This window comes from Undibacterium sp. JH2W, assembly GCF_049340425.1.
GTDB lineage: Bacteria > Pseudomonadota > Gammaproteobacteria > Burkholderiales > Burkholderiaceae_D > Undibacterium.
This window is the reverse complement of the sequence record NZ_JBMPOT010000013.1, coordinates 35,292-50,252: the sequence shown is the minus strand read 5'-3', so window position 1 is coordinate 50,252 and position 14,961 is coordinate 35,292. Positions and strand designations below refer to the sequence as shown.

Here is a 14,961-nt window from a genome sequence, read left to right as displayed (position 1 = left end):
ATACATTATAATGGCGCCGGTAATTTGAAATCAGTATGCCGCAACTTAGGGCCAAATTAGCCCTAGATCACTGGTAGTTCACCAGCAGTTCACCAGTAAATCACGATTAGATCAGCCATTTTTAACTATAAATAAGACATCCATGAGCACCGATTATCTGAAGAAGATCCTGACAGCGCGCGTCTATGACGTCGCCTTTGAAACCCCGCTGGAATACGCTACCAGCCTGTCGGCACGCATGGATAACCGAATTTATTTCAAACGCGAAGACATGCAAAGCGTGTTCAGCTTCAAGTTGCGTGGTGCTTATAACAAGATTGCCCACCTCACTGCGGCACAACTGAAGCGCGGTGTCATCTGCGCCTCCGCTGGCAACCATGCCCAGGGCGTGGCCCTGAGTGCCCGCAAGAAAGGCTGCAAGGCCGTCATCGTCATGCCGACGACCACGCCGCCCGTCAAAATCGATGCCGTGCGCACCCACGGTGGTGATCTGGTTGAAATCATCCTGTTTGGCGATTCCTATACCGACGCCTATGGTCATGCGCTGGAGCTGGAGAAAAAACGCAAGCTGACCTTCGTCCATCCCTTCGATGACCCGGATGTTATCGCAGGCCAGGGTACGGTGGGCATGGAGATTTTGCGCCAGCATGCCGAACCTATCCATGCGATATTCGTCGCCATCGGTGGTGGTGGTCTGATCTCGGGTGTGGCGGCTTACGTCAAGGCGGTGCGCCCGGATATCAAGATCATCGGTGTACAAACGACGGATTCTGACGCCATGGCACGCAGCCTGAAAGCCGGCAAGCGCGTGACCCTGAATGATGTAGGCCTGTTCTCGGATGGTACAGCCGTCAAGCTGGTGGGTGAAGAAACTTTCCGCCTGGCAAAGCTGTATGTCGATGAAGTGATTACGGTAGACACCGACGCAGTCTGCGCGGCCATCAAGGATGTGTTCCAGGACACCCGCAGTATTTTAGAACCAGCTGGGGCCCTGGCAGTAGCCGGTTGCAAGGCTTATATAGAACGTGCCAAGGCCAGCAAGAAGCCGCTGAAGAATGAAGCCCTGGTGACCATTGCCTGCGGTGCCAACATGAATTTTGACCGCCTGCGCTTTGTGGCTGAGCGAGCCGAAGTCGGTGAAGCCCGTGAAGCCGTGTTTGCAGTGACCATACCAGAAGAGCGCGGCAGTTTCCGCCGTTTTTGTGAACTGATAGGCGCGCGCAATGTCACAGAGTTTAATTACCGCATCAGTGATGAAAAAGCCGCACATATTTTTGTGGGCATACAAGTACACGATAAGCAAGAATCTGGCAAAATTGCCAAGAATTTTGAAAAGCATGGTTTTGCCACGCTGGACCTGACCCATGATGAGCTGGCGAAATTGCATATCCGCCATCTGGTTGGTGGCAAAAGCAGCCTGGCCAAGGATGAATTGCTGTACCGCTTTGAATTCCCGGAGCGCCCGGGTGCTTTGGGCCGTTTCCTGAATAGCATGGCACCGAACTGGAACATCAGTTTGTTCCACTATCGTAACCATGGCGCCGATTACGGCAGAACTTTAGTGGGTTTACAGGTTCCAAAGAAGGAAATGAAAGCTTTCCGCGAATTTTTGGCGACCCTGGGTTACCGTTACTGGGATGAAAGCAAGAATCCCGTTTATCAATTGTTTTTGGGCTGATGCAGCCCGGCGATTTAATTACTACAAACAACATGACAGATTCCGCACCAAATACGCCTGAGCATTCTTTACTGGGCAAGCCAGCGACCTACAAGTCCGAATACGATGCCAGCCTGCTATTCCCTATCTCCCGCGCAGGGAAAAGGGAAGAGCTGGGCCTGGGCAGCAGCCTGCCTTTCTTTGGTGTGGATATCTGGAATGCCTATGAAATCTCCTGGCTCAACATGCGCGGCAAACCGCAGGTGGCGATAGCCGCTGTCACGGTACCGGCAGATTCACCAAACATTATAGAATCCAAGTCCTTCAAGCTTTACCTGAACTCTTTCAACCAGACCCGCCTGGCGGGTACAGATGCCCTGGTCAGTCTGTTGCAGGCAGATTTGTCTGCCGGTTTTGGTGCGGCAGTACAAGTCAAACTGACGACGCCTGACCAGTTCGACAAACTCGCCATGCATGAGCTGCAGGGCCATTTGCTGGACAGGCTGGATATTGAAGTCGATAGCTACACCCCTAATCCAGCACTGCTGACTGCGAATTTTGACGAGTCGGCAGTGGAAGAAACCCTGATCTCGCATTTGCTGAAGTCCAACTGCCTGGTGACTGGCCAGCCAGACTGGGGTAGCGTGCAAATCCATTATGTAGGCCCACAAATCAACCAGGAAAACCTGTTGCAGTATTTGATAGGCTTCCGCGATCACAATGAATTCCACGAGCAATGTGTGGAACGCATCTTTGTCGACATCATGCGCCACTGCAAACCGCAGAAATTGTCAGTCTACGCACGGTATACCCGTCGCGGCGGGCTGGACATCAACCCATGGCGCAGCAATTTCAGTTCGGGCCAGGGCCCGGATAACCGCCGGAATGCGCGCCAATAAACGGCGTAGCCCCCTTCCCATCACTCTTTTTTGTATCCATTTGTAAGCAATATTATGTTGAAATTCAAAAATTTCTCGCTGGGCGCTGCCTTGTGCGTCTCCAGTTTCATGTTCTGCGCGGCATCCCAGGCGCAAACGACCAGTACTCCTGCCCCTGAAGAAATGGGCTGGTGGGATAGTGCCAAAGCCAGGGCCAATAAAATCCTGGATGAAGGTGATTTGTCGCTGATGGTGGCTGGCCATACTCATCATGGCCGAGGTACTTACACCAAGGAAAGAATTGCTGAATTGAATGAAAATACCTGGGGCCTGGGCTTTACCAAAGCCATACGCACCAAGGACGATAATGAAGAATCCCTGTATGCAATGATGATTTCGGATTCGCATTTCAAACCCCAGCCCATGGCTGGCTATGCCTATCAATGGACAAAGACCCTGGGTGATACGGTTGAAGTCGGTGGTGGCCTGACGGGCGTGATGATCAGCCGTACCGATTACTTTGGTGGCATCCCTTTTCCCGCCGTCTTGCCGATAGCCTCGATAGGTACACGCAGCACCAAGCTGATGGCAACTTATGTCCCACGTTTTTCCAAAAACAAGGGTAATGGCGACGTACTTTTTTTGTTTGTTCGCTTTGATTTGAAGTAAAGTCTGAAGGCATGTAGTACGGGTAAAAGTGGTAACGCGCCTTGGTGATTTTTCGTCTATTCTGGCGTCATATGTTTTTAATACTAGCGAATTACCATCATTGTCCTTAGAACTTGCTTGATGTAAAGTAAGCAGACTTATTCGTTTTATAGATTGTTGTCGTGATAATTCCGGTCCCGTTTTCAAGCACCCGCCCACGCGAGCCTGTCGCCAGTTCAGACTGGCACATGGCCTTGCTGGAACATAACCCGGACGCGATGTATGTGCTGATCGACGACAGTCTGGTGTATGCCAATCCCGCCGGTGTAGAACTCATGCATGCCGGTGACGCCCAGCAATTGATAGGCTTGAAACCTGAAGCTTTCTTGCATGGGCGGCATCATGAAGGCGCCAGGGCCATCTTGCAAAAACTGCGGCAAGAGGGAGCGCAAAGCAAGCATACCTGTCAATGCATACGCCTGGATGGGCAATTGCTTGATATAGAAGTCCGGGGTACGCAATTCAGTTTTAATGAACAAACTGCCATCTTGTTGACGGCGCGCGAAGTAAGCTCCCGTCTCAACCCCCGCGACAACACGACTGTCACCGCCCTCCCCATCATCGATCAAGTCCGCTACAAATCCAGCCGCGTTCATGAAGCCCTGCATCACGAGAAAGAAATCCTCGAGATGATCGCGCTGGACAAACCCCTGACCGATATCCTGGAAGACGTCTGTGACCGCATGGAACGCCTGCTCGACAATGGTGCCTTATGCGCGATCACCCTGTTTGATGCGAGTACCCAGCAACTGAGTTTTGGGGCTGGCCCTTCGCTACCCGACGGCTTTTGCGCCTTGTTGGGCAATGTGCCGGTCGATACCAGCTCGGGCTCGGCCTCGGCAGCGATTTTCTACCAGCGCACCACCATCGTCCAGGACATTGCCGTCAGCCCGCTGTGGAAGAATTTGCGTGAACCAGCCTTGCGTTATGGCTTGCGCTCCTGCTGGTCTTTACCGATTACGACCGCCTTCAATACCCTGCTAGGCACGGTCGACGTGTATCACCAGAAGGTACATAGCCCGAATGAAGATGAGCAAGCCATGATGATGGATGCCTGCGATCTCATCGGTCTGGCGATAGACAAAAAGAACATGGAGCAAAGCCTGGAGGAAAGCGAAGAACGCTATCGCTCCGTGGTCACCAATCTCAGTGAAGGCATCATGATGATAGGCCCAGGCGGCCAGATCCTGACCTGCAACCCCAGTGCCCAGCGCATCCTGAAGATAGATGACATCAACACCGTAGGCAAGCGCCATCGTTATTTCAAGAGCATACTCGGCGACGAGGGGCAATCGATACGCATGGGCGATGATCCAGTCTCACTGGTATTTCGCAACAAGGCACCGATTTTGAATTTATCGACGGGGGTGGAGTTACGTGACGGCTCCATCGTCTGGCTGCTGGTGAATATCCTGCCTATCAACAAAAAAAGCAGCACCAGTGTTTCTGCCGTATTGATTTCATTCACCGACACAACCGAGGTGCGCGAGACACAAAGGCAGTTGCACTTCATGGCTTCTTATGATGCCCTGACTGGCTTGCCGAATCGCCATCAACTCAATCAACGCCTCAACAAGGCGCTGGCCAATGCCAAGCGTACCCAACACCGCCTGGCCCTGCTGTTCCTTGATCTTGACCGTTTTAAAAACGTCAATGACACGGCTGGTCATGCCGCTGGTGATACGCTCTTGCGCGATGTTTCTTCACGCCTGAGTTCTTGCATACGTACCAGCGATATGCTGGCCCGCCTGGGTGGTGACGAATTCGTCATCGTTGCCGAAGCCTTTGAAGATGCCATGCAACTCAAGGACCTGGCAGAACGCGTGCTGGCGCGCATGCGCGATCCCTTTGTCATCGATGGCAATGAATACCATCTGGGCACCTCTATCGGTATCAGCGTCTATCCGCATGATGGTGAAGACGGCCCTACGCTCATGCGTTGTGCCGATTCCGCCATGTACCATGCCAAGGAATCTGGCCGCAATAACTACCAGTTCTTCACCACTGAGCTGAATGTCCGTGCCCAGCACCGTTATGCGCTGGAAACCAATCTGCGCCGTGCCCTGACGGATAATGAATTCCTGGTGTATTACCAGCCCAAGATTTGCCTCAGCACCTCATGCGTGGTGGGGGCCGAAGCGCTGATACGCTGGCAAATGCCGGACGTCGGCCTGGTACCACCGAATGAATTCATCCCCATCTCGGAAGAAATTGGCCTCATCCTGCCGCTGGGTCGCTGGATTTTACGCCAGGCTTGCCTGCAAACCCAGTTATGGCGCGAACAGTATTCGCCCGACCTGGTGATCAGCGTGAATATCTCGCCCAAGCAATTCCAGGACCCTGGCTTGCCAAAATACATAGAACAAGTCTTGCAGGAAGTAGGCTTGCCCCCCTCTGCCCTGCAACTGGAGATCACCGAAGGCTTGCTGATGGGTGATGTGGACTTGCTGCTGCCGGTATTTGCTGCCATCAAGAAACTCGGTATCAGTATTTCGCTCGACGATTTTGGGACAGGTTTCTCATCTTTATCTTATTTGCAACGCTTCCCTATCGACAATCTCAAGATAGATCGCTCCTTTATTCGCGAGATACCAGAGAACCAGGATTCCGTGGTATTGACGCATGCCATCATCGCCATGGCCAAGGCGCTGGGCATGAGTGTCACTGCAGAAGGCGTGGAAAAAGCCGATCAGATGTTCTTCCTGGCCGACTCTGGTTGCCAGGAAATGCAGGGCTTTTATTTCAGCCAGCCACTGCCAGTTGATAAATTTGAAAAATTACTAAGAGACAACGTTCGTTAAAAGTGTTGTCAAGTTTTGCGCATAGCGCCCAAAAGAAGCCTATAATTTGTCAAAACCCAATTTTGTGCATCGCACCATTTCGCTGTAAAACGATCTTGCACCATGACGAATATTGCAAAAATCCTGCCTCTCAACAACGTACTGCTGGATCTGGAAGTCTCCAGCAAAAAAAGAGCATTTGAACAGGCCGGGCTGTTATTCGAAAATAATTGCAGCATAGCGCGCTCAGTTGTCTCCGATAACCTGTTTGCCCGTGAACGCCTGGGCTCTACCGGGCTGGGCCACGGCGTGGCCATTCCGCATGGCCGCATCAAGGGCTTGAAAGCTCCGATTGCCGCCCTGGTCAGGCTCAAAGAGGCGATTCCTTTTGAATCACCCGACAGCCAGCCGGTCAGCCTGCTGATTTTCTTGCTCATGCCTGACAATGTCACGCAACAGCATCTGGAAATCCTGTCTGAAGTGGCCGAGATGCTGTCCAATGAAACTTTCCGCGATAGCCTCAACACAGAAGCCAGTGCGGCGGCAATTTATGAAAAAATCATGGCATGGCGCCCCAATTTGCCTGGCAATGCCTGATTGAAGGTCTGAGGCAGCCATGCATGCGCATGGCCACCAGACTCGCCTAGTTATCCCTCCCAGCCACCCAGTAGCATATCGTCAGATTCAGCCCATATAGCCATGCCATCATTGACAGAACTCACGGTACAAAAAATCTACGACGATAACCGCGACACCATGCAACTGGGCTGGTTTGCCGGTTTTGCTGGCGCGGACAAGCAAATCACGGGCGATGCAGCTTCCTCTGCCGATCAGGTCGGGCATTTGAACCTGATCCACCCTGGCCGCATACAAGTGCTGGGCCACCAGGAACTCTCGTATTACAACCGCCTGTCGAATGCCTCACGCAATAACCTCATGCGTGAACTGGTCGCTGGTGCACCGCCTGCCCTGATCGTAGCGCAAGGTCTGGAATCACCGCCGGCATTTTTGACGACTTGCGACGATAATAATATCCCGCTGTTTTCCACGCCTTATCCATCAGCGCAAGTCATTGATTATCTGCGCGTGTATCTGTCGAAAAAACTCGCACAAAAAATAACCATGCATGGCGTCTTCATGGACGTGCTGGGTGTGGGTGTGCTGATCACTGGTGAATCTGGCCTGGGCAAGAGCGAGCTGGGGCTGGAATTGATTTCCCGCAGCCATGGCCTGGTGGCTGATGACGCCGTCGAATTTTCGCGCATCGCCCCCAATATGATAGAAGGCCGCTGCCACGAATTGCTGCAAAACCTGCTGGAAGTGCGCGGCCTGGGCTTGCTCGATATCAAGACCATCTTTGGTGAAACTGCAGTACGCCGCAAGATGCGCCTGAAACTCATCGTACACCTGGTGCGCCGTAGCACCCTGGAAGAAAATTACGAGCGCCTGCCCATCGATTCGCAAACCGAAGAAGTGCTGGGTTTGCCGATCAGAAAAGTCGTCATCCCGGTGGCTGCTGGCCGCAATATTGCGGTCTTGCTGGAAGCAGCGGTACGCAATACCATATTACAATTACGTGGCATTAATACGCTGGAAGATTTCATGGAGCGGCAACGACGCGCCATGGAAAACGGTGACTAACTGATTTGATTGTCCACGACTAATTGCTGTAATTACCCACGACGGTATCCGCTATGGAAATCCTGCTTATCTCCGGTATCTCCGGCTCTGGCAAATCGGTAGCTCTGAATGTGGTTGAAGATGCCGGTTATTATTGCGTCGACAATTTGCCGCCCAGCCTGCTGGCCGAGCTCATCAACACCCTGACGCGCGAAGGCATACCCTCGGCCGCCATCGCCATTGATACCCGCAGCGCTAATTTATTGACGGGCTTGCCCGACTCTATCCAGACCCTGCGTGACCAGGGCCATAATGTCAAAGTCCTGTTCCTGACCGCCAGCACAGAATCCCTGGTCGCGCGTTTTTCAGAAACCCGCCGCAGCCACCCACTGTCACACCGCCTGGGCCTCGATAAAGAACCCGGCGACAGACTCAGCCTGACCGAATGCATACAGGAAGAACGCGAAATCCTCTCAGGCATACAAGTCGTGGCCCATGTCATCGATACCAGCGACTTGTCCGCCAACAAACTGCGCGCCTGGGTCAAGGATGTCATACAGATAGGCTATACCCCGCTGACACTGATGTTTGAATCCTTCGCCTTCAAGATAGGCGTGCCGCTGGATGCCGACTATGTCTTCGACGTACGCATGCTGCCCAACCCCCATTACGACCCCGTGCTGCGCCCGCTGACCGGCCGCGACGAACCCGTCATCCAGTTCCTCAAAGAACAAGCCATGGTGGACGAGATGTATAGCGATATCCACCAGTTCATCAGCAAATGGCTACCCGCCTTCAAACGCGACAACCGCAGCTACCTGACCGTCGCCATAGGCTGCACCGGCGGCCAGCATCGCTCTGTCTACATGGTGGAAAAACTCGCTGCGCATTTCAAGGCGCAGGAGCAGGTGCTGGTCAGGCACAGGCGTTTGACTTGAGGCAGAGCCCAGGCATGCCATTCCTTAGTTTGATCATCGCTGACGGCCATACTCAGCTTTTACAACACTGATAACAATAAAGCATGCGCGTCTTCAATATTATCCCGGCAAAACATCTTCAAATCAGTGCCATAGAAAACAATGGCAATTCAACTCAATCCGTCACTATGACTGCTGCAATTGAGATGCCCAGGGATAAGGCTTGTTTTGTCGCTGGCACATTAGTGCATACCAAGGAAGGTTTGAAACCCATAGAGGATATTTGTGTCGGGGATTGGGTGTTGTCTTATCCGGAGAATGAAGACACGCCTTCTCATATTCGAATGGAACAAGAATATTTTTACAAACAAGTCACTAAAACTTTTATCTATGATGACAAACCGATTGTGCATATCACTTATGTACAACCAGGTGGCGAGAAAGTAGCCAGTCCTCTACGTGTGACCCCGGATCATCCATTTTATGTAAGTAAGGTGGGATGGGTTCCATGTGGTGAATTAAGATTTGGAAGTACTTTGGAAGCTGCCAATTTTGGCAACCTCTTAGTAACCAAGGTCAAGCAAACTGGCGAATCCGCACGCGTCTACAACATAGAAGTAGATGAATACCACACCTACTATGTAGAAAAACTCGGTGTCTGGGTGCACAATAAATGAGATGGGATGCAATTGACTCATCGCCAGGACCGCGACAGGTACACAATATAGCGATCGCATATTTCCCAAGGCAATAAATAGTTCAAGAAACTTCCATCATCCAGGCAAGTCCAAGCATCTCCATCATCCCTGAATTCAAAAAATAAAAATGAAAACCAAACCACAAAAAATCTGGACGGCGACAACAGCGACTATATTGAGCGGCTTGTTAAGCCTGGGCCTCACGGCATGTAGCACAGCACCACAAGCCACCACACCGCACTATCAATTAAGCACAGATGCCGCCTGGAGCAAGCTCAATACCGTCGCCTACAAAGGCAAGCAGGATGACATCTACTTTGTCAATCCAGACCTGGGCTGGTATGTCAACGGCGGCGGCAAGATTTACCAGACCAGCGATGGTGGTCAAAACTGGCAGGAACAATTATCCAAGCCCGGCACCTTCTTTCGCACTGTGGGTTTTGTCGATGCCATGCACGGCTATGCGGGTAATATAGGGACGGATTACTACCCAGGCGTCACCGATACCACGCCGCTGTATGAAACCCGCGATGGCGGTGCCACCTGGCAAGTCGCCAGAGGCATGGAAGGTATCAGCATCAAGGGCTTGTGTGGCATAGACATCTTGCATGACAAATCTGGCGGTGCAGAAAAAACCGTCATCCATGCAGGTGGCCGCGTTGGTGGCCCAGCTACCTTGCTGCGTTCTTTGGATGGTGGCAATAGCTGGAAAAGCATAGACATGACGCCGTACACAGGCATGATACTTGACGTCAAATTCTTTGATGCCAATACCGGTTTTGTCATCGGTGCCTCCAGCAGCGACACCGAGAAATCGCACGCCCGCATCATCTTGACCAGGGACGGTGGTGCCACCTGGAAAACTGTCTACGAATCGACCCGCTTCAATGAAATCACCTGGAAAGCCAGCTTCCCTACCCGCGACACTGGCTATGTGACGATACAGAGCTATAACCCAGATCCTGCCACCAGCCAGCGCTATGTCGCCAAGACTGAAGATGGCGGCCTGAGCTGGAAAGAAATCCCCCTGGTCAACGACATCAAGGTCAGGGAATTTGGCGTAGGCTTCATCGATGCCAAGACCGGCTGGGTAGGCGCCATCGATGGCGGCTACCAAACCACCGATGGCGGCCAGACCTGGAAACACGTGCCCATGGGCCGCGCCGTCAACAAGATACGCCTGCTGCCTACAGACAAAGGCTTTGTCGGCTATGCGATAGGTGTGGAAGTGTTCAAGCTCAAGCAGGATAATGCGCGTTTGCCTTGATGGTTTAATAGTACTCCTGTGCTGGTATGTGGGACCTTGATGGTCCCCATATTTTTTGCTTATTTTCTCTATACATCCTCATGACCATTAGCCTCAACTGCCTGCCACAAAATCTGGACAATCCGACGTGCAATGACTATATCTCAAAGTCGGCTTTGCCAGCCTGGCTACCAGTACTGGACTATCTGCAGCAGACATTTGATCTGCCAGCTGGCAACTGGGAGAAAATCCCTCTAGGGGCAAATGCCTTGTTTAGCCTCGGTGATGAAGTGATCGTCAAACTGGTGCCACCCAACTGGCGGCGTCAGGGTGACAAAGAAATTCTGGTGACGCCACTGCTTGAGGGCAAGCTATCATTGCAGACACCAAGGCTGCTAGGTAGCGGCGAGATTGACGGCTGGGTATTCATCATCAGCAGCCGTTTGCATGGCACTTTGCTGGCTGACATATGGCCCTCTCTGGCGCTGGAAGAAAAACTCGCCATCATGCAGCAGACTGGCCAGCTCATGCGCGAACTGGGCAGCGTGAAGCTTGATGCTGACATCGCCATCAAGGTCGACTGGTCTGGCTATATACAGAAGCTGATCGCTGATTGCATGGCCAGGCACCAGCGCAGAAAAATGCCCGAGGTTCTGCTGGCCCAGGTCATGACTTATCTGGAGCAAGCAGGCGATTTTGCCAGGGCAGATGAATTGCGTTTCATCCATATGGATATACACCCTTGGAACTTGATGGCAAAGCAGGAACAGGGCCTGTGGAAGTTAAGCGGCTTGCTGGACTTTGGTGATGCCATCGCCGGCAACAGCGACCGCCTGGAAATCCTGACACCCATGATCTTCATGGCACAAGGCAATCCTTTGCTTCTTAAAGCCTTGCTGCAAGCCTACGGTGGCATTGAGGATATCAGCACAGCAGAACTGCAACGCCAGTTGACCGCCTATATGCTGATCAGGCCAGATTCTGATGTCACGTTTTGCATGCAACAAGTGCCCGCTAGTGGGCCGCGAGATAGCTGGGAGCAGGTGGCTGAGCAGATGTTTCCGCTGTGAAGGCAGGCGCGCTGTCCGCTTTACAGCAGCTACCACCAGCCTGCATCATCACGCATTATCCTTATGATTCCGTTACAATCGCAACGACATATGCGATATCTGGAACTAGAATCTGATAAAAAAGGAAAATACTTTGAAAAACTTGATGAAGTGCGTAGCAGGAATGCTAGTGATAGCATCCTTGCCTGCTTTTGCTGATGTGGACATGAAATGGCGGGCTGAGGTAACAGACAGGAATGAAAAAACACCTATCGCAGGTGTGAAAATCAGTTTTGATCTTTTTGACGTCTACAGCAAAAAAACCACGCACAATTCTTGTATAAGCGATGCGACTGGCGCATGTGAAGTAAGTGCGAGAATGACCAATGGTCTCTTTGAAGGTGGCCAGATGGAAGCCAGAGAGATCACCTTCACCAAAGAAAAATATACGCCGGATCCAGATATAAAATGGTTCAATCAAGGCCCTAATAAAATCTTCAGGATGACGATGACAGCCGACAACTGGCAAGAAGAACAACGTCAGAAAAAATTAAAGCAAGACGAAGATCTGGCGCTCACCATACAAAAGGTAGGCCAGGAAAAAGATGAGCAACTCCAATTAAGTCAAAAAATTGCTCGCGCCGAAGAAAGCTCAAAAATCACTTGTCAGTCAAAAACTGAATGCGACAAACTATTTTCGCTCACTGAAATTTATATTGTGAAAACTTCCGATATGAAGATTCAAATGGCAACCGCCACGACCATAGAAACATATAATCCAACCGAAGATTTCAAGCTTGGATTTACTGCCATGAAAATGCCAGGCAAAGGCAATTCTTCTATCGTTACGATCAAGGCCATTTGCAAGGAAGCCGAATTAAGTACGAGCGAGCCATATTGGATTACTTTACAGAAAAATACTGCCTGTTATAGAAAGCGATTGTCTGCAACAGAAGGTTTCCAGCCATTTATCAGTGGAAATCTAAAAAATTAGTTGGCCTTCAAATTGTGATTGATCTTACTTGCCTCAATTTAGTGAGGCGTAAGAGTATGCATCAAGCATATACCTCCTGAATGCCTCCTACTGACTACGGGATACAGTCAATAGGAGGCGTAATGTAACAAGACATCAAATTGCCACCTCTATTATCTCTGGGCCTGGTAACCTAAAACCTTTACAGGCCAGGCATTAGCATGCCATCTATCGGTGTCTTCAAAATCCAGGTGCATCGGTACTTTTTACCAGCCCCTGCGCATACCTGATATGGCCCAAATGGTTTTGAAAAAATACTGGCCAGCGGCAGCCATTTTTTGCCATGGTCAAAGAAGTTAACACTTTCTAATCTGACGGATTTCCCAGCCAGCATCAGCAAGCTGGAATGGCTGAATGCCCATCACAAGCAAGAACTGGAAGCTCATCTGGACATTGTACAAACTGCCCATGATGAAGTGGCACTGGTTTGTAGCGGCCAGCAATTTCTTTGTGTCGCGCCAAATTCATTGCAGGCTTTCTGGAAGCAGGGTCTGGGTGTCAAGGGGTTCAAGACCCACATTGCAGCAGACTTGAAAGTGCCAGTTGCATGGCTGGAGCAGCTGCCCGCAGGCGTACCTGTAGGCTGCATAAAACAGCTCACCATAGCAGCCGGTTCTTATGGGCTCTTGTTTGCTGAAGAAAGTTTTCGCGATTTTCTGCTGCCTGGGCGGCATGCCTATTTTGAGGTCTGGCCCAAGACCAGGCTGACTCTCTGCAAGCAATCACAGGTTATTGATGCCAAGGATGTCGTACAAGCCATCATCGCCAGTGGGCATGCAGTATTAAGCACACAACTGAAGAAAATTGAAACCAGTGACCAGCAACTTGCCGTCTGGTGGAACAAGAATGAACTGGTGCATGTCACCAGCCAGGCAACGCCTGCGCTTGCCAGCAGCGACTTGAAGCTGGAACTGATTTCTCTGGAACAGGCCCCACGCGCCCTTGAAGAGCATATCGTACTGGCCATGCGCAGCAATACCAGCATCGCTGGCCTGCTGGCAAAGCATGTCACCAGTTATGAAGTACCTTCCGAACATGTCGGCATGCTTTACATTGACGGCGTTTTCCATGCCAGTTTGAAACCCGGTTTTTATGCCTACTGGCATGGTGGAAACCGCCTGAGCCTGACTGTCATTGATACCCGCCTGACGACGCTGGAAATTACCGTCCAGGAAATGCTGACGCAAGACAAGGTGCCTTTGCGCGTCAATGCCACGGCAGGATACAAGATCATCGATGCGCCATTGATGCTGGCCAGCCTGAATGACTACAAGGATTTTATATACAAGGAGATCCAGTTCGCCCTGCGGGCTGCAGTGGGCAGCAAAACGCTGGATGGGCTGCTGGAAAACAAGAATGAAACTGATGGGCAGATCTTGCAGTATGTCGCTCAAAAAGCCCAGGCCCAGGGTATAGAAATCGTCAGCCTGGGTATTAAGGATTTGATCTTGCCGGGTGAAATAAAAACCATGCTGGCCAAGGTAGTGGAAGCAGAAAAAGCGGCGCAAGTCAATGTGATACGCCGCCGCGAAGAAACTGCTGCCACCAGATCACTGATGAATACTTCTAGGGTGATGGAAGATAATCCGGTTGCCTTGCGTCTCAAGGAACTGGAGACGCTGGAAAAAATGACAGAGAAAATCGATAAGATCAGTGTCTATGGCGGCCTGGAAAGCTTGCTCAAACAAGTCGCTGCATTCAAGCCTGCAATCGACAAATAAAAACCTTAACACGGTGCGGATAACACCTGCCAACTGAAATTGTTGTCCGCACTGAGCTGGCTATTGCGCCTGGTCTGGTGCACCTGATTTAGTCAGCTCAAAAGCAGCAGTGCTGGCCTGTCACTCATAAGCGGTGGCGAACTGAATATTTCAATAGTCAGGAGTGAGTAACTCAAGTTCTTCAGCTCTCAATATTCTGGCCGTCACAGAGCATTCATTTGCACTCATTCTGGCAGAAGTGCCACCATCGGGATCATAATAAAACTGGCAGTTAGCATCGCTAAATTTCAGCCACAGCCGCTGCACCTCCTGCAATTCCTTTTTTCGCTCAGCTTTGAGTTTAGCCATCAGTTTTTTATAGGCATTGTTGAGGCGTTTGTCGACGCGGTCATATTCAGCAGATATGCAATCGAGCATGACCGGGTCAACCCCCTCCGATTTGTCCATGCATTTATTATATTCGGCACTGCGTGCTGGCCCAGCTCTGCCATATGCTGGCAATGAAAGGGTAGTGCTCAAAGCTGCGGTCAAGATAAAGATAAGTTTGTATCTGGCTTGCATATGTTTATGAATAGACGGGGTCGTTGGGAATTTTGCCGGACTCTTTAGGTTTCCTTGCCACTATGCGCAGCCCAGGCGGCAATACAAATTGCA

Annotated in this window: 13 protein-coding genes; 12 read left to right on the top strand and 1 reads right to left on the bottom strand. The window is 51.2% G+C overall.

The features are described 5' to 3' along the window. Positions 1-127 precede the first annotated feature (127 nt). The 12 genes from ilvA to ACO0LC_RS19705 all read left to right on the top strand — a co-directional run bounded on the left by ilvA (position 128) and on the right by ACO0LC_RS19705 (position 14,307). Complete coding sequence (gene ilvA / locus ACO0LC_RS19760) at positions 128-1,678, top strand: threonine ammonia-lyase, biosynthetic (protein WP_423006556.1); 1,551 nt, start codon at positions 128-130, stop codon at positions 1,676-1,678. Between the two features lie 32 nt (positions 1,679-1,710). Next, a complete protein-coding gene (queF, locus tag ACO0LC_RS19755) occupies positions 1,711-2,556 on the top strand; it encodes an NADPH-dependent 7-cyano-7-deazaguanine reductase QueF (RefSeq protein ID WP_423006238.1) in 846 nt (281 codons plus the stop codon). 54 nt (positions 2,557-2,610) lie between these two features. Then, on the top strand, positions 2,611-3,204 hold the full coding sequence (locus tag ACO0LC_RS19750) for a hypothetical protein (RefSeq protein ID WP_423006236.1): 594 nt from the start codon (positions 2,611-2,613) through the stop codon (positions 3,202-3,204). A gap of 161 nt (positions 3,205-3,365) precedes the next feature. Beyond that, a complete protein-coding gene (locus tag ACO0LC_RS19745; RefSeq protein WP_423006234.1) occupies positions 3,366-6,044 on the top strand; it encodes a sensor domain-containing phosphodiesterase in 2,679 nt (892 codons plus the stop codon). Positions 6,045-6,146: 102 nt separating this feature from the next. Continuing rightward, positions 6,147-6,620: a PTS sugar transporter subunit IIA gene (locus ACO0LC_RS19740; protein WP_423006232.1), complete on the top strand. Its 474-nt coding sequence runs from the start codon at positions 6,147-6,149 to the stop codon at positions 6,618-6,620. A 102-nt stretch (positions 6,621-6,722) separates the two neighbouring features. Further along, positions 6,723-7,664 carry an HPr(Ser) kinase/phosphatase gene (hprK, locus tag ACO0LC_RS19735; protein ID WP_422954109.1) on the top strand — a complete coding sequence of 314 codons (942 nt, stop codon included), beginning with the start codon at positions 6,723-6,725 and terminating at the stop codon, positions 7,662-7,664. Between the two features lie 53 nt (positions 7,665-7,717). Then, positions 7,718-8,581, top strand: a complete 864-nt coding sequence (rapZ, locus tag ACO0LC_RS19730) for an RNase adapter RapZ (protein WP_423006230.1) — start codon at positions 7,718-7,720, stop codon at positions 8,579-8,581. Positions 8,582-8,664: 83 nt separating this feature from the next. Further along, positions 8,665-9,237 carry a polymorphic toxin-type HINT domain-containing protein gene (locus tag ACO0LC_RS19725; protein ID WP_423006228.1) on the top strand — a complete coding sequence of 191 codons (573 nt, stop codon included), beginning with the start codon at positions 8,665-8,667 and terminating at the stop codon, positions 9,235-9,237. 148 nt (positions 9,238-9,385) lie between these two features. Beyond that, positions 9,386-10,525: a WD40/YVTN/BNR-like repeat-containing protein gene (locus ACO0LC_RS19720; RefSeq protein ID WP_423006226.1), complete on the top strand. Its 1,140-nt coding sequence runs from the start codon at positions 9,386-9,388 to the stop codon at positions 10,523-10,525. Positions 10,526-10,605: 80 nt separating this feature from the next. After that, a complete protein-coding gene (locus ACO0LC_RS19715) occupies positions 10,606-11,574 on the top strand; it encodes an aminoglycoside phosphotransferase family protein (protein WP_423006224.1) in 969 nt (322 codons plus the stop codon). Positions 11,575-11,707: 133 nt separating this feature from the next. After that, on the top strand, positions 11,708-12,547 hold the full coding sequence (locus ACO0LC_RS19710) for a hypothetical protein (protein ID WP_423006222.1): 840 nt from the start codon (positions 11,708-11,710) through the stop codon (positions 12,545-12,547). A 317-nt stretch (positions 12,548-12,864) separates the two neighbouring features. After that, complete coding sequence (locus ACO0LC_RS19705; protein ID WP_423006220.1) at positions 12,865-14,307, top strand: slipin family protein; 1,443 nt, start codon at positions 12,865-12,867, stop codon at positions 14,305-14,307. 150 nt (positions 14,308-14,457) lie between these two features. Here ACO0LC_RS19705 and ACO0LC_RS19700 read toward each other — a convergent pair whose 3' ends face one another. Further along, on the bottom strand, positions 14,458-14,868 hold the full coding sequence (locus ACO0LC_RS19700) for a lysozyme inhibitor LprI family protein (RefSeq protein ID WP_423006218.1): 411 nt from the start codon (positions 14,866-14,868) through the stop codon (positions 14,458-14,460). Between the last annotated feature and the right edge of the window lie 93 nt (positions 14,869-14,961).

Bases quoted from the DNA above. Each gene is read 5' to 3' on its own strand.
- queF (WP_423006238.1), top strand. From the start codon at position 1,711: ATGACAGATTCCGCACCAAATACGCCTGAGCATTCTTTACTGGGCAAG.
- ACO0LC_RS19750 (WP_423006236.1), top strand. From the start codon at position 2,611: ATGTTGAAATTCAAAAATTTCTCGCTGGGCGCTGCCTTGTGCGTCTCC.
- ACO0LC_RS19740 (WP_423006232.1), top strand. From the start codon at position 6,147: ATGACGAATATTGCAAAAATCCTGCCTCTCAACAACGTACTGCTGGAT.
- hprK (WP_422954109.1), top strand. From the start codon at position 6,723: ATGCCATCATTGACAGAACTCACGGTACAAAAAATCTACGACGATAAC.
- rapZ (WP_423006230.1), top strand. From the start codon at position 7,718: ATGGAAATCCTGCTTATCTCCGGTATCTCCGGCTCTGGCAAATCGGTA.
- ACO0LC_RS19725 (WP_423006228.1), top strand. From the start codon at position 8,665: ATGCGCGTCTTCAATATTATCCCGGCAAAACATCTTCAAATCAGTGCC.
- ACO0LC_RS19720 (WP_423006226.1), top strand. From the start codon at position 9,386: ATGAAAACCAAACCACAAAAAATCTGGACGGCGACAACAGCGACTATA.
- ACO0LC_RS19715 (WP_423006224.1), top strand. From the start codon at position 10,606: ATGACCATTAGCCTCAACTGCCTGCCACAAAATCTGGACAATCCGACG.
- ACO0LC_RS19700 (WP_423006218.1), bottom strand. From the start codon at position 14,868: ATGCAAGCCAGATACAAACTTATCTTTATCTTGACCGCAGCTTTGAGC.